Here is a 17,221-nt window from a genome sequence, read left to right as displayed (position 1 = left end):
TGAAAATGCACTCCTCAAATGTGAAGTGCGATGCGGATCGGGACCGGCTCGGTGAACGGGCGGACTACACGAATTTCACTCAGCCATTCCAAATCGATTTCCCGGGCACTGACGGTCGGCAAGATGCCCTCGAAAATGGCGCTCAGGTGGTCGCGCATCAGGCCTAGCACCACTGCGGACTCGGGGTGTACCACGATGGCATTCGCCGGATCGAAAAAGTAGAAGGTTGCGGCACCTGCACGGCCAATATGGCGGCCCAGCAATAGCGTTTGCGCTCCCGCTGTCACTTCAAAAGCGCGGGATGTATCCTGCTGCCCCGCAAAGAGGGTGTCGAGCGTCCGGACGTCCGGGCCAGTCGGTGACGGATCCAGATACTGGATGGCGATTCGTCCCAATTGGCTCAGGTCTGCCACCAGCCACGCCGACAATTCCGGAACCAGTCGCGCCTGCTGATTGAATAGCCTCACCATCGACTCGACCGAATATCGGTAGGGAACGAGTGCACAGGCGCGTAGCAGGCCCATGCGAACATTCCCCACGTACATGCGCGGACTTTGTGTGACGCCGAGGTAGGTGGCGCCGAGGCGACGCGCGTCTTCGGCCATTGGGCTAAGCGCGACCGTCTCCGCCGCATCCACGGCGTTTTGCAGGCAGGCAATGCGTCCGGCGAGATTGCCCAGCACTTCAGGGTCGGATTCCGCAGGATTCAGGAAATCGAGCTTGAGCAAGCGTAATTGCCACGACAACGGCATAGTGGTCGCCGACGTGTCCACGGCAGTCACCGAGCGACGGGCGATGTCGAATGCCGGGGTGCGGGCGTCGCGCAACGTCGCGTAGCGCGAGCGAAACCCCTGGTCGATGCGCCAGGCGGTATGCGGATCTTCGAGTACGGGCGGGGCGGATTCGGATGGCGAGACGACATGCCAATCCCCCGAAGGCGACATGCGCATGAGTGGAGCTTCGGTGTCCCCGACGTCCGAGGTTGCTTCCTGCGTCATACGGAAGAAGCCTGTCGACTCATCGAATGCGACATAGGCCCGGGTCTCGGCGTCGATGGCGGCATAGAATCGGGTGCCCACACGATGCAGCCCGGTAATCGACGCTTCCGCTGCGACCGGTGCCTCCGAGACGAAGTACTTGTAGCGCGGGTCGCCTGTGATGAGGAGCTTGGCCTTGAAATTCGAGGCGGCCAGACCCTGTGCACCGATCGCAGACAAAATGGATTGCCACCCTTGCCTGAACAGGCCCCCGTCGTGGGTTGCTGCGCCGATACCGATGCCGGTGAGGCCGATACCGGCGTCCATCATGGAGTAGACGGTGCTTACCGGGCGAGCGAACGGGAGAAACCAGGTGCCTAAACCGAAAGCGATATCGACTTTCGAGAACATGTCCATGAAGGCTAACAACGGGCGTGCCGTCGGGGTGTCGCCGGGCGTGGCATCCGGTTGTTGTTGGCGCGCCTCGTACGCCGACGCCATGGCTGTGAACGTGTCCACGGACCGCACATCGCTCACGCGCTGCGCGTCGAGCTCGACCTTCTCATACCATGATGGGGAGACAGGGCGTCGATCGACGAACGTGCCGACGATGCGCTGGCGCGAGGTCTCGTCACGCAGTTGTTCGCGAAACCAGGATGCCATTCGGTCGCGATCGTCGAAGCCGTAGACACGCAAGCCCTCGTCATAGGGAGCGATCAGCAGGCATTGGGAGCGCCCGGCGATGGAGACTCGCATCAGGCTCGTCGTCATGCCGCCGATGCTCAGCCGTTCCCGCTCGACGTTCGGATCGCCAATCTCGCGTGCGAGTTCATCGCCATCGAGACGAGTGAGTTCAATCGGCCCAGCGACTCGCGCCGCAATATGCACTTGATCGACGGGCATTCTGCGTTGCGCACGCAATAGCCACACCTGCGCAATCAATTCCGCCTTGAGTATCTTGCGCACGTTGTCGCGCGACGTCTCCCAGAATTGGGTGGCGGCGTCGTGGAACGAGCGGCGCAGTCCCTCTGCCAAGGTCTTGTCGATCACGTCGCTAGCCATTGTCGGCAAATCCGACGACGAGCCCCGACGGACCATCGTTCTGTACTGGCCGTTGGCATTTTGCACGAGCAGCGGCAATTCCCACCAGAGGGCTTCGAACGATGTCGAACGCAATACGGCGTTGGTGAGCGTTAAGGCTTCTCGATGGGCCAGTTTGACGTAGATCTGATCGGGGTCGTGGGGGTGGATGCCTGCTTGTCCGAGTCGGTCCATGAGATGCCGCCGCGTGATCTGCCTAAACTGCGGGACGGCCATCGACAGGTTGAATCGCAACGTTTCCAAATGAGCAATTCGTCTGACATCGTCGAGCGAAATATCGATGGGACGCCCGGGCAGCGCAATCCCTGCGTGGGCACAGTCGTGTCGAAAGGTGTGCAGTCCCTGTTCCATACCTTCCGTGCTCGCACCGGATAACCATTTGCCGTATTGCGCGATGCGGCGAGCGGTGTCGGGTCGGATGGCCTGGAGTGGGCCGTCTGCCCTGATGACGTCTAGCGTCGCCTGGGAGGCGATCTGAAGCGGCAGTTCAACGCTGGTTTTGCGCAACGTCACTAGCGCTACGTCTTTCGCGGCTTGGTCGCACATCGCAATCGGAAGCCTTTCACTGAGTTTGGCGCGTAGCGACAGCGTGTCGTTATCGATAGCGTCGAGAAAGACTTTGTACGAGGAGTAAGCGCGCCATGCCGGTGCGTCGCCCTGGAGGTACAGCAACGTGACGCCGTGTCCGGACGGTTTGCCGATAACGCACGTCCCGGCGGGGGCGGCGACATGATCCTGGCCATCGCTGCGAATCGTCAATTCGAGCCGGCGCGCCAAAAATGAGGGTGCCGACGGATCTTTCGAGAGCGTTGTGTTGGAGAGCGCCGCTCGTGCGAGATAAAACGCCTCATTCGAGATCTGCCCGTTGATGTAGGTCAGTGTCAGATCGCTGAGGGCAAGCGTGGTGATGGTGGCGTTGGTGAGGTGAGACGTTGCGATCGCATCGAATTCGGTGGGTGGCTGCCATGTCCGGGCGGCCCGCTCGCGGCATGCGGTATCCCAGTGCGCGACGATGCTGTCGAATCGGTCTGCTGTCATGACCGTCGGCGATTCGTACACTGCGCCGGGGCGGGTCTCCAGGCTGATGTCGAAACTCACCCCCTGCGCCGGATGCCCGATGTTCAGTCGGCGATCACGAACGCGCTGGGCACCGTCTTGGAGGGGCCAGTGTGTTACCTGCTTGATTCGAGGTTGATCCGTCGGTGCATGGCGCCTGAGCCGGAGATCAGCCAATTCGAAGCCGACGAACTCAGTGACGTTGGCAAATTGCCTGCGCAGCAACTCCGCTTCTTTCGGCGGTGGCGAAAACGTCAGCAACGGAGAAAATGCGGCATAAAGCGCCTTGTGTGTGGCTGCGCGATGCCGCCAGAAATGCGCCGTGTTGATCAGACGTTGCAGCTCGGGGGACGGCGACATGTCGGGGAGTGCGGGAGGCGGCGCGACCGTCGCAGACAAGTCGGCGGCGGTCGTCGGGAGCATCAACGGTGGGGGGAACAGGAGGCGATCGAGCGCGTAGGGAAGGTGCCTGATGATGGGGACGGCCGTCTCCATGACGAAGTGCTCGACGTTGCCCACGATGTGTTCCAACCGACCGAGGATTGTTTGCGGCGATTCCGCGACGCAAACGTCGGGTTTAAGCGCACATGTCCCGGCTGCGGGCCGTGCGACGTCGATATCGGGCGTCGGCGAACGATACCGGGGCAGCGAGGGCGGCAAGTCGGAACGGACGGCATGGCAGATCGACGAGGCGTAGAGAATCCCGAGTGCGTATCCGGTTGCCCCGGCGCGGCTGAAATCCAATATCCGCGAGTCGGCGGGCGGCGACGAGGTGAGCGTCATCCGAACGATGTCGTTCGACGCACGCACGCCGCTGCCTAGTAACAGGAAGTCCTGCCATGCGTCGACAATCGACTGACGCCACTCGCAGAAGTGTCGGCGCCAGGCACTGCCGTAACGGCACGTTTCCGGTAGTGAGCCCTCGGCGCGCGCCATGGACCGTTCGAGATCGCGTAAGGCAGACGAACCGAGGAGCGAATGGCAAACGTCCTCGACGCTTTCCCACGGGGCGCGCCGTGCAAGTCGACCCGGCAACGTATCCAGAAGGTGGGTCGTCAACCACGGATGCGTGTCGAACGCGTGTGCAAAGCGGTCGAGGAGACCGTCGTTCAACGCCGCCAGGTCGGCCCGGCAGACGCCTTCCTCTGCAAGCCGCAACATGAAACCGAGCGCCGGTTGTGCCTCCGGGGATTCGTCGAGAATTGTCCGGGCGCTTGTCGCCAGTCTGTCGAAGTGGGTGACGCTCCTCAGTGCATGCGCAGCGTCGGCTATCTCGTAGTCCTCACGTGGAAGGACAACCGATGCACCCGATGTGTCGGCGGCTCTTGAATACATGCCAGGACTCCCGTCGAAAAGGGACTACCGTGCAGTGACATGGAACCGGCGCCAAGCGTGAAAGCTCAGGGTGAGATCAAAACGGTCCACCGGTCACGAGACATCAGTTTGGCGGGGCAGCAGGCGGAACGACTTGCAGATTACGTTCAAAGCCCTGAAGTCGGGAGCAGCCGGAACTGGCGTGCGGAGGAGGTGAGGAAGGGGGGATGGGAGAGGCGGGGGGGCAGACGCTCAGGCGTGAGGCAGTTCGTTTGCACAGTACACGGCGAGTGCCTGAAGCACCGCATCGTCTTCGCCCACTGCGGCGCTCAGACGTAAGGTGACGCCGGGATGAGCGCTGCGACAGGCGTCGGCGAGCACCGGGAGATCGCGCCGGACGTGACCGCCCTGACCCAGAAACACCGGAACGACGGTGACATCCTGACAGCCTTGCGAGACGAGATCGGCGACTGCGTCGGCCAGATTCGGCGTCATCAGTTCGAGAAATGCGAGCCGGACGTCGGCGTCCGGGCGCTGCGCGACCAGCTTGTCGCGCAGACGCTCGAACGGTTCGGCCCAGCGCGGATCGCGCGAGCCGTGAGCAAAGAGAACGACGCCGGGTTTGCCGTGCATTGATGCGTCCTCAGTGCTTGTCCACCCAGCGCAACGCGCCGATGGCGAGCACCAGATAGAGCAGGGACGGTAATGCCGCGGTGAACCAGGCAGGCCACGTATTGAGCAGGCCCAGATGCGAGAACAGATTGTTCAGCAACTGGAAGCTCATGCCGAGCATGATGCCGCCGAACACCTTCAGGCCAATGGCACCGGCGCGGGCGTGCAGATAGGCGAACGGCAGGGCCAGCGCCATCATCACGAAGACGGCGAACGGATACAGCAGCTTTTGCCAGAGCGCGAGGGTGTAGCGATCGGTGTTCTGCTGGTTTTCTTTCAGGTGGCCGATGTATTTGTACAGGCTGCCGATCGCCATGTTGTCGGGCGAGACCATCAGCACGGACAGAATTTGCGGAGTCAGTTCCGAGCGCATCTGCACCGAGTCGATGTGCACCTGCTTGCTCTGCACCAGCGCACGCAACGGATCGTTGTCGCCCGGGGTGTCGCCAACGGCGCTGAAGACCGTTTCCGACACGTCTGTGAGCTTCCAGAAGTTAGGCGCAGCAAACTCTCCCAGTTTGGCTAGCCGCACGCTGTCGAGGTGCAGCTTTGCGTCGAACTCGTAGATGCGAACGTCGGCAATGGTGTTATCCGGGTTGAGCGTGCCGACGTTGATGAAGCGGGTGACGCGGTTGCCGTCCTGATCGACGGTGTCTTTCACCCACACGCCTGATCGAAAGCCCGCCGAGACCGAGCTGCCGAGGGCTTCGAGGCGGATCTTCTGTGCAAGCTGTTCGGCGCTCGGGGCGATGTACTCGCCGATGACGAACGTGATCAGCACAATCGGGAAACCGATCTTCAGCAGCGAGCGCAGCGCCTGTCCCGTGGACAGACCGGAGACGCGGAAGATCGTGAACTCCGAATTCCCGGCCAGTTGGGCGCACACGTAAATGGCCGCGATCAGCGATGCGACCGGAATGATTTCGTACATGCGCTGCGGCGCGAACAGCAGCACATAGGCCAGCGCGTGCTGGAAGCGGTAGCCGCCCCGGCCTACGTCGCCCAGTTCGCTCACCAGATCGAAGAAGACGAACAGCCCGACGAACGCAAGCAAGACGAACAGGAACGCCAGATAGATCTGGCGCGCGAAGTATTTTTCATAGACGCGCATCAGCGAGCCCCTTCCGATGCACGCACCGCGCCGGAACCGTTATTACGGCGTCGGCCGAACAGCCCGCGAAAACGCACGCGTCGCACGTAAAGCAGCACGATGACTGCCAGCGCGAGTGCATGCAGCAGCCACACGCCGATGGCCAGCGGCAGACGTTCCTGCGCAACCCATGCCTGCGAAAGGCTCAGCAGGTTGGTGTAGCCCAGATAGATCAGTACGGCCATGACGAGGTTGACGGTGCGCCCGTGACGTGGGTTCTGATAGGCCAGCGGCACGGCGAGCAGCACGAGCGCCAGTGCGAGCAGCGGCAGCCCCACGCGCCAGACGATTTCGCCGCGGAAGATCGGATTCTTGATTTCACGGAACAGGCGCGCAGTAGGCACGCCCTTGGTCGGCGTGTTGTCGGTGCTTGCGGTCGTCGGATTGTCGATCTTCACGCCGTAGCGCTCGAACTCCATCACGCGGTAGTCGGGCTGACCCGGCACGCCGTCGTAGCGACGGCCCTTTTCCAGCACGATATAGCGGTTGCCGTCCTTGGCCGTCTCGATGTGACCGTCTTTCGACACCACGACGTTCACCTTGCCGTTTTCCGTGCCGGAGACGAAGACGTTGTGGACTTTGGTAGCGTCCGGCGAGACCGTCTCGACGAAGAACACGCGATGGCTCGCCGCGCTCTCGCGGAATTGACCCGGCGAGATCATGGAGACGTCGTCGCGCTGGGCGAAGCGGGCTTCGAGCAGAGAGATCTGCTGGTTCGCCCAGGGCCAGGCAACCAGCGCGCAGAAGGCGATGACGGCCAGATAGGGCGTGGCAAAGCGCAGCACCGGCTTGATGAAGTCGGTGATGGACAGTCCCGAGGCAAACCACACGACCATTTCGGAGTCGCGGTACCACCGGGTCAGGACGAACAGGATCGAGACGAAGAGCGTCACGATCAGAATGACGGCGAGGTAGCCGATGACGGCCAGACCGATGAGCACGAGAACGTCGCGCGGATCGGCTTTCCCGGACGCGGCGAAGCCCAGGATGCGGATCATCATCGTCGTTAGCATGACGGTGATCAGCACCATGAAGACGGCCCCGGCGGTGTAGTTCAGCTCGCGCTGCAGGGAACGCTGAAAAATCATGTGATGACGGTTGGGTGCTCTCGCGGTTGGGCGAGCGCGGAAAAAAGCGGATAATTGCGGCTCGTACGAATTTTACCCGAGGAAAGCGCGATGGACTTTAGCACAAAAGCCTTCGATTCGACCAAGGCGGGCCAAGCCGGTCTCGCCAATGCAAAGACCGAATGTCTGGTGGTTGGCGTGTTCGAGCAGCAGCCGCTCGCAGGGCTGGCTAAGGCGCTCGACGCCGCGAGCAAGGGTCTGCTCGCCCGCATGGTCAAGCGCGGCGAAATCGACGGCAAGCTCGGCAGCACGCTAATGCTGCACGAAGTCGCCGGCTGGAGCCCGGCACGTGTGCTGTTCGTCGGTCTGGGCCGCGAAGATCAGCTCTCGCAGAAGGGTTTCAACGAAGCCACGCGTGCTGCCGTGCGCGCCGTGCTCGCCTCGCGCGCCACGGACGCGCTCTGGACGCTGCCGCAGGCCAAGGTCGTGGGGCAGGACACCGCCTGGGCCGTGCGCGCTTCTGTGCTCGCCCTGCGCGAGGCGACCTATCGCTTCACGCGCATGAAGAGCAAGGCCGAAGCTGCCAATACCGCGCTGCGAAAGGTCGTGTTCTCGGTCGCCCCGGACGATCTGAAGGCCGCCAAGCTGGCCGCCAAGCAGGGCGAGGCCATCGCCAACGGCATGGCGCTCACCAAGGACCTCGGCAATCTGCCGGGCAACGTGTGCACGCCGACGTATCTGGCCGATACCGCCCGCAAGCTGGCGCGCGAGTTCAAGCTCAAGTCGGAAATCCTCGGACCGAAGCAGATCGAGGCGCTCAAGATGGGGTCGTTCCTGTCGGTCGCCCGTGGCTCGGTCGAGCCGCCGCAGTTCATCGTCCTCAAGTATGAAGGCGGCAGCGCCAAGCAGGCCCCGATTGTGCTGGTCGGCAAGGGCGTGACGTTCGACACGGGCGGCATCTCGCTCAAGCCGGGCGAGGGCATGGACGAAATGAAGTACGACATGTGTGGCGCAGGTTCCGTGCTCGGCACCATCCGCGCCGTCGCCGAGATGGGCCTCAAGCTCAACGTCATCGCCATCGTGCCTGCCACGGAGAACATGCCGAGCGGTCAGGCGACGAAGCCGGGCGACATTGTCACCAGTATGTCCGGCCAGACCATCGAAGTGCTCAATACCGACGCCGAAGGCCGTCTGATTCTGTGCGATGCGCTCACCTACGCGGAGCGCTTTAACCCGGCGGCGGTGATCGACGTCGCCACACTCACGGGCGCGTGCATCATTGCGCTGGGTCATGTGAATTCGGGCCTCTTCTCGAAGAGCGACGCGCTCGCCGACGAGCTGCTGGCCGCCGGCCGCACGACGGGCGACACGGCCTGGCGTCTGCCGGTCGAAGACGAATATCAGGAGCAGCTCAAGTCGAACTTCGCCGACGTGGCGAACATCGGCGGGCGTCCGGCCGGTAGCGTGACGGCGGCCTGTTTCCTGGCACGCTTCACCGAGAAGTACGAGTGGGCGCACCTGGACATCGCCGGTACGGCCTGGAAGAGCGGCGCGGCGAAGGGGGCCACGGGCCGTCCGGTGCCGTTGCTCACGCAGTTCCTGCTCGATCGCGAAGCCCGGTGACCCGCGTCGACTTTCACACGCATGTGGCGGACCGGCTCGAATACGCGTGCCGGTTCGCGCGCAAGGTCTACGGGGCCGGGCAGACGCTCGTGGTCGTCGGTGAGCCCGACGTGCTGCGGGCGTTCGATCAGACCCTGTGGACGTTCTCGCCGCTGGAGTTCGTCCCGCATTGCTTCACGGCCGACCCGGTTGCGGCCCAGACGCCGGTCGTGCTGGCCGGACCTGACGAGCAAGCGCAGCACCATCAGGTTTTGCTCAATCTGGCGAACCGAGTGCCCACGCACTTCGCGCGTTTCGAACGGGTGGTGGAAATCATCGGCGACACGCCCGACGACCTGTCCGGTGCGCGCGAGCGTTATCGCTTCTACCGTGATCGTGGCTACACCCTGAACAACTACGACCAGCGAGGTTGACCGTGACGAACGAGCCCGAGCGCAACGACCCCGGCATTCCCACGCTGACCGAAGTGCTCGCAGAGGGCGAAGCGGCACCCGAGGGCGCTGCGGGTGGTGCGCAGGTTGCCGCACCGGTGGCGGAGGAGGGTGTCCCGGCCGATGTCGCGGTGTTTGCCGAGCGTGTGAGCGCACGGCTCACGCTGCAACTGGCCGACGAGATCACGACGATGGTGGAGCGGCGCTGTCACGACGCGTTGATCGATCAGACGTCCTGGCTGGTGCAACTGATCGGCAAACAGGTGGCGGACGCCTTGCAGGCGCAACTGCCGGATCGTATCCGGCAGGCCGTCATCGAAGAGGTGGCGAAACAGGTGCGCTCGCAGGGGTGATCGAAAGGACGGAGGACGCGGGAGGCCCGCGTTTCGATCAGGGGCGATACCCCGGCATCATCCCGAGAATCCAGCGTGCGAGATCGTTCGCCTCGCCCGGCGCGAGTTGCAAGCCCGCGGGCATCGGAATCTTGCCCCACTTCCCCTGACTTCCGTCCGAGATGGAGCGCGTCAGTTCGTCCGTGGCACCGGGTTGCCCGGCGTAACGTTTTGCGATGTCGCGATAGGACGGCGCGAGCAGCGTGCGGTCGGTGGCGTGACACGTCATACAGTTCCGTGCCCGGGCCAGCTTCTCCATGACGCGGTGATCGGGCAGATCGGACTGCGGTGCGGCGCTCGTGCCTGACTGCGCATGGGCGGTAGCGGCTGCCATCAGCCACAGGCTTATCATCGTCCCGGCGCGTGCGCCGGCAAATCCCTTCATTCGATACTCCCCGACCGTGTTGACGGAATCCGATGCGAGGCTGCATGACAGGGACGTCTGTGGGCGACGACTTTGGGCAGATGCATCGACGCGCCATTATACGGCGGCAATTGCGCCGTTTCGCGCGGCACGACGACGCATGAAAAACGGCACGCCCGCCGTGTCGCGGGACGTGCCGTTGCTTCAGGCCGGATGCCTTCCGACGCATTTCGTCGCGCCGCTTTGCGTGCAGCGGCAGCGCGGCATGCGTGCGAATCAGCCCGTCGCGCCGCCCTTGTTGGCCGGTTGCGCCAGTGCGGCGTACTTGGCGAGCACGCCACGCGTGTAGCGCGGGGCGGGGGCTTTCCACGCGGCGCGGCGTTTGGCGAGTTCGTCGTCGGCCACGTTCAGTTGGAGCAGCAGTTTGTGCGCGTCGATGGTGATCGAATCGCCTTCCTGCACGAGCGCGATGGTGCCGCCCACGAACGCCTCCGGTGCCACGTGCCCGACCACCATGCCCCAGGTGCCGCCCGAGAACCGGCCGTCGGTGATGAAACCGACCGACTCGCCGAGCCCCTTGCCGATGATCGCCGAGGTCGGTGCCAGCATCTCCGGCATGCCCGGCCCGCCCTTCGGTCCGAGATAGCGCAGCACCAGAATGTCGCCCGCCTGAATCTTGTCGCTCAGAATCGCCTCCATGGCGCTCTGCTCGTCGTCGAACACGCGCGCCGGGCCGGTGATCACCGGGTTCTTCAGGCCGGTGATCTTGGCGACGGCACCGTCTTCGGCCAGATTGCCCTTGAGGATGGCGAGGTGCCCCTCTTTGTAAAGCGCCTTATCGACGGGGAAGATCACGTGCTGATCGGCGCGCGGCACCGACGGCACGTCCTTCAGTTCTTCTGCAATGGTGCGGCCGGTGATCGTCATGCAGTCGCCGTGCAGCAGGCCGGCGTCGAGCAGAATCTTGAGGACTTGCGGAATGCCGCCGGCCTTGTGCAGATCGGTCGCCACGTACTTGCCCGACGGCTTCAAATCGCAGATGACCGGCACGCGTGCGCGAATGCGCTCGAAGTCCTCGATGCTCCACTCGACGTCCGCCGCATGGGCAATCGCCAGATAGTGCAGCACGGCGTTGGTCGAGCCGCCCGTGGCCATGATCAGCGCAACGGCGTTCTCGATGGATTTGCGCGTAATGATGTCGCGCGGCTTGAGATCTCGCTTGACGGCTTCGATCAGCACCCGCGCTGATTCGGCTGCCGAGTCGACCTTCTCCTGATCGGGGTTGGCCATCGTCGAGGAGTAGAGCAACGACATGCCCAGCGCTTCGAACGACGAGCTCATCGTATTGGCGGTGTACATGCCGCCACAGGAGCCGGTTGTCGGACAGGCGTTCTTTTCGATGCCCTTGAAATCGGCCTCGGTCATGCGCCCGGCGGTGAATTCGCCCACGGCTTCGAACGAGGAGACGATGGTGAGATCCTTGCCCTTCCAGTTGCCCGGCTTGATCGTGCCGCCGTAGACGTAGATGCCCGGCACATTGATGCGTGCGAGCGCGATCATGCCGCCCGGCATGTTCTTGTCGCAGCCGCCGATGACGACCACGCCGTCCATCCACTGGCCCTGCACGGCCGTCTCGATACAGTCGGCGATGACTTCACGCGAGACGAGCGAATACTTCATGCCCTCGGTGCCCATCGACATGCCGTCGGAGATGGTCGGGGTGCCGAAGGTCTGGGGATTGGCCTGATGGGTTTTGATCGCTTCCACTGCGGCGTCCGTCAGACGCTGCAGCCCCGCGTTGCACGGGGTGATCGTCGAATGGCCGTTGGCCACGCCGATCATCGGATTGTCGAAGTCTTCTTCCTTGTAGCCCAGCGCGTAGTACATCGAGCGGTTGGGCGAGCGTGCCACGCCTTGCGTGACGTTGCGCGAACGACGGTTGAATGCCATGACGTCTCTCTCCTGTGGGGATGCGCCACGCCACGAGCCGCCGCAGCGCCGCACATAGGCGTTGTTGTATCACGCTGTACTGACAGTGGCATCCCGATAGGTACGAAACGCCACTTGATGCGATATTGCTGTGCTACTGCGCGTGAGCGGGGGGCCTTTGTCTACCGAGGCCGCCGCCGCTCACGTTTCAACCCATCACGCTATTAGCCGCGCTTGCCCAACTTCAGTTGCGACAGATCGCGCACTGCGCCACGGTCGGCGGAGGTGGCGAGTGCTGCATAGGCCTGCAGGGCTTGCGAGACGACACGCTCGCGGCCGATCGGCTGCCATGCGTCGTCGCCACGCGCTTCCATCGCGGCGCGACGGCGGGCCAGTTCTTCGTCCGACACGGCCAGATGCATCTTGCGCTGGGTGATGTCGATCTCGATCACGTCGCCGTCTTCCACCAGACCGATGGTGCCGCCTTCGGCCGCTTCCGGCGAGGCGTGGCCGATCACGAGACCCGAGGAGCCGCCTGAGAAACGACCGTCAGTGAACAGGGCGCAAGTCTTGCCAAGGCCCTTGGACTTCAGATACGACGTCGGGTACAGCATTTCTTGCATGCCCGGGCCGCCCTTCGGGCCTTCGTAGCGAATCACGACCACGTCGCCCGCCTGCACCTTGTCGCCGAGAATGGCATCCACGGCGTCGTCCTGGCTTTCGAACACGCGGGCGCGGCCGGTGAAGACCCATTGCGATTCGTCGACGCCAGCCGTCTTCACGATGCAGCCCTTGTCGGCGAGGTTACCGTACAGCACGGCCAGACCGCCGTCCTTCGTGTAAGCGTGCTCCTTGTCGCGGATGCAGCCCACTTCGCGGTTCAGGTCGAGCGACGGGTACGTCGACGACTGGCTGAAGGCGATGGTCGTGGGCACGCCACCCGGGGCGGCGCTGTAGAACGTTTGCGCTTTGTCGTTGGCGCTGTTCGTCACATCCCATTGCGCAATGGCGTTGCCGAGCGTGCCGCTGTGGACGTTGCCGCATGACGTGTCGAGCAGGCCGCCACGGGCGAGTTCGCCCAGAATGCCGATGATGCCGCCTGCACGGTGCACGTCTTCGATGTGGTACTTGTCGGTCGCGGGCGCTGCCTTGCATAGGCACGGCACGTTGCGCGAGATGCGGTCGATGTCGGCCATCTTGAAGTCGACGCCCGCTTCTTGTGCTGCGGCGAGCAAGTGCAGCACGGTGTTGGTCGAGCCGCCCATGGCGACGTCGAGCGTCATGGCGTTTTCGAACGCGGCCTTGGTGGCGATGTTGCGCGGCAGGACCGAGGCGTCTTCTTCCTGATAGTAGCGGCGGCACAGATCGACCACGAGACGACCGGCCTGCTCGAACAGCCCGCGACGCCAGGCGTGCGTGGCCACGATGGTGCCGTTACCCGGCAGGGCGAGACCGATGGCTTCCGTCAGGCAGTTCATCGAGTTCGCGGTGAACATGCCGGAGCACGAGCCGCACGTCGGGCAGGCGCTGCGCTCGACTTCGGCGACTTCGGCGTCGCTGATCTTCGGGTCGGCCGCCTTGATCATGGCGTCGATCAGGTCGATCTTGGCGATGACCTGACCGTCGCCCGACTTGACCTTGCCCGCTTCCATCGGACCACCCGAGACGAACACGACCGGAATGTTCAGGCGCATGGCGGCCATGAGCATGCCCGGGGTGATCTTGTCGCAGTTGGAGATGCAGACCATGGCATCGGCGCAGTGCGCATTGACCATGTATTCCACGGAGTCGGCGATCAGTTCGCGCGACGGCAGCGAGTAGAGCATGCCGCCGTGACCCATGGCGATGCCGTCGTCCACGGCGATGGTGTTGAATTCTTTGGCCACACCGCCCGCCGCCTCGATTTCCTTGGCGACGATGGCGCCCAGATCGCGCAGGTGCACGTGACCCGGCACGAACTGCGTGAAGGAGTTCACCACGGCGATGATCGGTTTGCCGAAGTCGTTGTCGGTCATGCCGGTGGCGCGCCACAGGGCGCGGGCGCCGGCCATGTTGCGGCCGTGCGTGGAGGTGCGGGAACGGTAATGAGGCATGGTCGTCTTCCGTGAAACTACAGCTTGTCTTATGGGGAGGACGTCAAGATTCGTCTTTCCTTGAATGCTTGTCAAATATATTATTTGACTCGGATTGAGTCGAAAAACATATCATGGACCTGCGTCAGTTTCGATACTTCGTCGCCGTGGCCGAAGAACGGCATTTCGGCCGCGCCGCACAGCGGCTCTCGATGACCCAGCCACCGCTCTCGCAGCAAATCCGGGCGCTGGAGGTGTCGCTGGGCGCACCCTTGTTCGTGCGCACGAACCGCTCCGTCGAGCTGACGGCCGTGGGGCGGCAACTGCTGCCCGAAGTGCGCCGCATTCTGGCCGATGCCGACGCGCTGCCCGCCCTCGCGCAAGGACTCGCGCACGGCGAGGTCGGCACGCTCTCGCTGGGTTTCGTCTCGACGGCGGACTACGGCATCCTGCCCCCGCTGTTACGCGAGTTCGGCGAACGCTATCCGCGCGTACGGCTGCAACTGCTCGAAGCGACCAGCGACGTGCAGGTCGAGGCGCTGATGGACGGGCGTATCGACGCCGGTCTCTTCATTCCGCCGGTGCCTGCGCGCTACGCCAACGAACTGTCTTATCTGCCTATCGTGCGGGAGCCGCTAATGCTTGCGTTGCCTGCTGGACGCCACAGCGATGCAGGCAATGCGGACGATGCGTCAGCGGCGGGCAGCGACGGCCAGCCCGGTGCGCCGGTGAGCCTGGCGGATTTCGCCGATGAGCCGCTCGTCATCTTTCCCCGCCGCGTGGCCCCGGCGTTCTACGACATCATCATGGGATGCTACGCGGCGCTCGGCCTCACACCCCGCGTGGGACAGGAGGCGATTCAGATGCAGACGATTGTCAGTCTGGTATCGGCGGGCATGGGCGTGGCGCTGGTGCCGCAATCGCTTTGCCACTTGCGACGCACGGGGGTGATCTACCGGGCGCTGCGCGAGACGAGCGCGCTGATCGAGACCGGACTGCTATGGCGCACGGCCGAAGTTACGCCGGTGCTCGAAGGGTTTCTAGAGACGGCGCGCGGCGTGGCGCATACCCCGCCGGGTGCGACGCTCTCCAGCTGAGCCGATCTTCCGGGGTGTCCGGACCGTGGAAGTGGCAGGTGCAAGCGCGTGCACATGTCGCGCTGCCGTATGCTCGTGGTATCGTGCAGCCCATCCCGTGGCGTGCCGGTGGGCCGTTTCATCGACCGGCACAGCGCATGCTGCTAACAAGGAGACGGAGGAGACGGCAGCCGCTTTGCGAAGGCAGTCCCCGCGTCCCCTGGCGGAACTTTTGTTCACGAATCGATTCTTCTGATCCATGCTGATTCATCCTCAATTCGACCCGGTCGCGATTCATCTCGGCCCGCTCGCTATCCGCTGGTACGGCCTGATGTATCTGGTCGGCTTCATTCTTTTCCTGCTGGTAGGACGCTTGCGCGTGCGCCAGCCGTCCATCGCGGCGCAAGGCTGGAAGGCGCAGGATCTCGACGACATGCTGTTTTACGGCGTGCTCGGTGTGATTTTCGGTGGACGTCTGGGCTATGTGATCTTCTACAAGCTGTCGTTCTATCTGGCCAATCCGCTCGACATCTTCAAGGTGTGGGAAGGCGGTATGTCATTCCACGGGGGCTTTCTCGGGGTGCTGGTGGCAATGTGGCTGTTCACGCGCCGTCGCGGGCACTCGCTGCTCGAAGGCACCGATCTCATCGCCCCGATGATCCCGTTGGGGCTGGCCGCCGGGCGTCTGGGCAACTTCATCAACGGCGAGTTGTGGGGCCGTGTGACGTCGCCCGATTCGCGCTTCGCGATGCTGTTCCCGCAAGCGGCCGCGGAAGATGCGCAGTGGATGTTCGCGCATCCGCAGGCGATGGCCGATCACGCGCTGGCGATGGTGTTCGCGCAGTTTCACGGGCTGCCGCGTTACCCGTCGCAGTTGTTCGAATTCGCGCTCGAAGGCGTGGCGCTGTTCCTGCTGCTGTGGTTCTTCGCGCGTCGTGCGCGTCCGGTGGGCGCTGTGTCGGGCATGTTCCTCGTCGGCTATGGCCTGTTCCGCTTCCTCGCCGAATTCACGCGCGAACCGGATGCTTTCCTCGGCTTGCTGTCGTTCGGTCTGTCGATGGGCCAGTGGCTGTCGCTGCCGATGATCGTCGCCGGCGTGATCATGCTGGTGTGGTCATATCGACGCGCGCAGGTGACGTCGGCGGCGTGAGGGCATAATGCCCTCAGCCCGCCCTCAGCCCGCCTTGCGCGAGAGCGCATGCAACGACGCCATCAGATCCGCAAAGCGCTCTCCCTGCACCGTGACGTGGCCGCGCAGATGCTCCGATGCAGCGTCCGCGTCGCCTGCCTCGATGGCACGAAAAACGGCGTCGTGTTCCGAGAACGACTGATGCGGCCGGTCGCGCACGCGTAGTTGCAACCGGCGGTACACACGCAAACGCCGGTGTAGTTGCAGCGCCGTCTCCTGAAGATAGGCGTTGTGACTCGCCTGATAGATGAGCGCGTGGAAGTGCGCGTTGACTTCGTAATACGTGTCGATGTCGCGCGCCTCGGCCGCCGCCCGGCTGGCTTCGTGCGTCTGCCGTAGCTCGGCCAGTTCATCTTCTGTAATGCGGCGCGCCGCCAGCCGTCCGCACATCGACTCCAGCTCCGCCATCACCTCGAACATCTCGCACAGCCGCTGCGGGTCGATTTGCGCGACGACCGCGCCCCGGCGCGGCCGGATCTCGATCACCCCTGACGACGCCAACTGAATCAGTGCTTCACGCAACGGTGTGCGCGACACACCGAACGCAGTGGCCAGTTCGACCTCGTCCAGTCGCATGCCGGGCGGGTACTCGCCCACGGCAATCTTTTCCTCGATGGCCTGTCGCAGCGCTTCCGATCGCTTCGGTTTTACGGTCATGACGCTCTCGCTCGGTCGGGTTTCGATCCCGTGATCGGGGGTCGGATGGGGTTCATGGCTGCCAAAGTAACGCGTGCATTCCCCGTTGAAGATCGGGGTAAACGCCAAAAGTGTATTTTTTAACCGGCCAATTTGTATACACCGTTACGGT

Annotated in this window: 13 protein-coding genes; 5 read left to right on the top strand and 8 right to left on the bottom strand. The window is 63.6% G+C overall.

Features of this window, described 5'->3' with window-relative positions:
* Positions 1–14: 14 nt before the first annotated feature.
* The 4 genes from PAN31117_RS14165 to lptF all read right to left on the bottom strand — a co-directional run bounded on the left by PAN31117_RS14165 (position 15) and on the right by lptF (position 7,358).
* Complete coding sequence (locus PAN31117_RS14165) at positions 15–4,469, bottom strand: dermonecrotic toxin domain-containing protein (protein ID WP_150738742.1); 4,455 nt, start codon at positions 4,467–4,469, stop codon at positions 15–17.
* A gap of 231 nt (positions 4,470–4,700) precedes the next feature.
* A complete protein-coding gene (locus PAN31117_RS14160; protein WP_150738741.1) occupies positions 4,701–5,081 on the bottom strand; it encodes a sirohydrochlorin chelatase in 381 nt (126 codons plus the stop codon).
* A gap of 10 nt (positions 5,082–5,091) precedes the next feature.
* Complete coding sequence (lptG, locus tag PAN31117_RS14155) at positions 5,092–6,231, bottom strand: LPS export ABC transporter permease LptG (protein WP_150738740.1); 1,140 nt, start codon at positions 6,229–6,231, stop codon at positions 5,092–5,094.
* Positions 6,231–7,358, bottom strand: a complete 1,128-nt coding sequence (lptF, locus tag PAN31117_RS14150; RefSeq protein ID WP_150738739.1) for an LPS export ABC transporter permease LptF — start codon at positions 7,356–7,358, stop codon at positions 6,231–6,233. Before lptF ends, lptG begins: the two co-directional genes overlap by 1 nt.
* 90 nt (positions 7,359–7,448) lie before the next feature.
* On the opposite strand from lptF, the gene PAN31117_RS14145 reads away from it, so the two are divergent.
* The 3 genes from PAN31117_RS14145 to PAN31117_RS14135 are packed head-to-tail and all read left to right on the top strand — an operon-like array spanning position 7,449 to position 9,744.
* Entirely contained in the window at positions 7,449–8,960 is a 1,512-nt protein-coding gene (locus PAN31117_RS14145) for a leucyl aminopeptidase (RefSeq protein WP_150738738.1), read from the top strand.
* Positions 8,957–9,373, top strand: coding sequence for a DNA polymerase III subunit chi (locus PAN31117_RS14140; RefSeq protein WP_150738737.1), 417 nt, complete (start codon positions 8,957–8,959; stop codon positions 9,371–9,373). Before PAN31117_RS14145 ends, PAN31117_RS14140 begins: the two co-directional genes overlap by 4 nt.
* A gap of 2 nt (positions 9,374–9,375) precedes the next feature.
* Entirely contained in the window at positions 9,376–9,744 is a 369-nt protein-coding gene (locus PAN31117_RS14135; protein WP_174990954.1) for a DUF2486 family protein, read from the top strand.
* A gap of 37 nt (positions 9,745–9,781) precedes the next feature.
* Here PAN31117_RS14135 and PAN31117_RS14130 read toward each other — a convergent pair whose 3' ends face one another.
* From PAN31117_RS14130 to ilvD (PAN31117_RS14120), 3 genes are all read right to left on the bottom strand, one after another.
* A complete protein-coding gene (locus tag PAN31117_RS14130) occupies positions 9,782–10,168 on the bottom strand; it encodes a c-type cytochrome (RefSeq protein WP_150738735.1) in 387 nt (128 codons plus the stop codon).
* Positions 10,169–10,423: 255 nt separating this feature from the next.
* Entirely contained in the window at positions 10,424–12,097 is a 1,674-nt protein-coding gene (gene ilvD, locus PAN31117_RS14125) for a dihydroxy-acid dehydratase (protein ID WP_150738734.1), read from the bottom strand.
* Between the two features lie 203 nt (positions 12,098–12,300).
* Positions 12,301–14,169, bottom strand: coding sequence for a dihydroxy-acid dehydratase (gene ilvD / locus PAN31117_RS14120; RefSeq protein WP_150738733.1), 1,869 nt, complete (start codon positions 14,167–14,169; stop codon positions 12,301–12,303).
* A gap of 113 nt (positions 14,170–14,282) precedes the next feature.
* On the opposite strand from ilvD (PAN31117_RS14120), the gene PAN31117_RS14115 reads away from it, so the two are divergent.
* The gene (locus tag PAN31117_RS14115) at positions 14,283–15,245 is read left to right on the top strand and encodes a LysR family transcriptional regulator (protein ID WP_150738732.1); all 963 of its coding nucleotides are present in this window, start codon (positions 14,283–14,285) and stop codon (positions 15,243–15,245) included.
* A gap of 238 nt (positions 15,246–15,483) precedes the next feature.
* Positions 15,484–16,374, top strand: coding sequence for a prolipoprotein diacylglyceryl transferase (gene lgt / locus PAN31117_RS14110; RefSeq protein ID WP_150665138.1), 891 nt, complete (start codon positions 15,484–15,486; stop codon positions 16,372–16,374).
* A gap of 24 nt (positions 16,375–16,398) precedes the next feature.
* Here lgt and PAN31117_RS14105 read toward each other — a convergent pair whose 3' ends face one another.
* Complete coding sequence (locus PAN31117_RS14105; protein WP_039400112.1) at positions 16,399–17,070, bottom strand: GntR family transcriptional regulator; 672 nt, start codon at positions 17,068–17,070, stop codon at positions 16,399–16,401.
* Positions 17,071–17,221: the final 151 nt, after the last annotated feature.

The sequence above is a fragment of the Pandoraea anapnoica genome (assembly GCF_902459765.1).
In the GTDB taxonomy this organism is placed as follows: Bacteria; Pseudomonadota; Gammaproteobacteria; order Burkholderiales; family Burkholderiaceae; genus Pandoraea; species Pandoraea anapnoica.
The sequence above is the reverse complement of the archived record's forward strand: the minus strand, read 5'-3'. Positions and strand labels throughout refer to the sequence as shown.

Coding starts and splice junctions, on each gene's coding strand:
- PAN31117_RS14165 (WP_150738742.1), bottom strand. CDS start 4,469: ATGTATTCAAGAGCCGCCGACACATCGGGTGCATCGGTTGTCCTTCCA.
- PAN31117_RS14160 (WP_150738741.1), bottom strand. CDS start 5,081: ATGCACGGCAAACCCGGCGTCGTTCTCTTTGCTCACGGCTCGCGCGAT.
- lptG (WP_150738740.1), bottom strand. CDS start 6,231: ATGCGCGTCTATGAAAAATACTTCGCGCGCCAGATCTATCTGGCGTTC.
- lptF (WP_150738739.1), bottom strand. CDS start 7,358: ATGATTTTTCAGCGTTCCCTGCAGCGCGAGCTGAACTACACCGCCGGG.
- PAN31117_RS14145 (WP_150738738.1), top strand. CDS start 7,449: ATGGACTTTAGCACAAAAGCCTTCGATTCGACCAAGGCGGGCCAAGCC.
- PAN31117_RS14130 (WP_150738735.1), bottom strand. CDS start 10,168: ATGAAGGGATTTGCCGGCGCACGCGCCGGGACGATGATAAGCCTGTGG.
- ilvD (WP_150738734.1), bottom strand. CDS start 12,097: ATGGCATTCAACCGTCGTTCGCGCAACGTCACGCAAGGCGTGGCACGC.
- ilvD (WP_150738733.1), bottom strand. CDS start 14,169: ATGCCTCATTACCGTTCCCGCACCTCCACGCACGGCCGCAACATGGCC.
- PAN31117_RS14115 (WP_150738732.1), top strand. CDS start 14,283: ATGGACCTGCGTCAGTTTCGATACTTCGTCGCCGTGGCCGAAGAACGG.
- lgt (WP_150665138.1), top strand. CDS start 15,484: ATGCTGATTCATCCTCAATTCGACCCGGTCGCGATTCATCTCGGCCCG.
- PAN31117_RS14105 (WP_039400112.1), bottom strand. CDS start 17,070: ATGACCGTAAAACCGAAGCGATCGGAAGCGCTGCGACAGGCCATCGAG.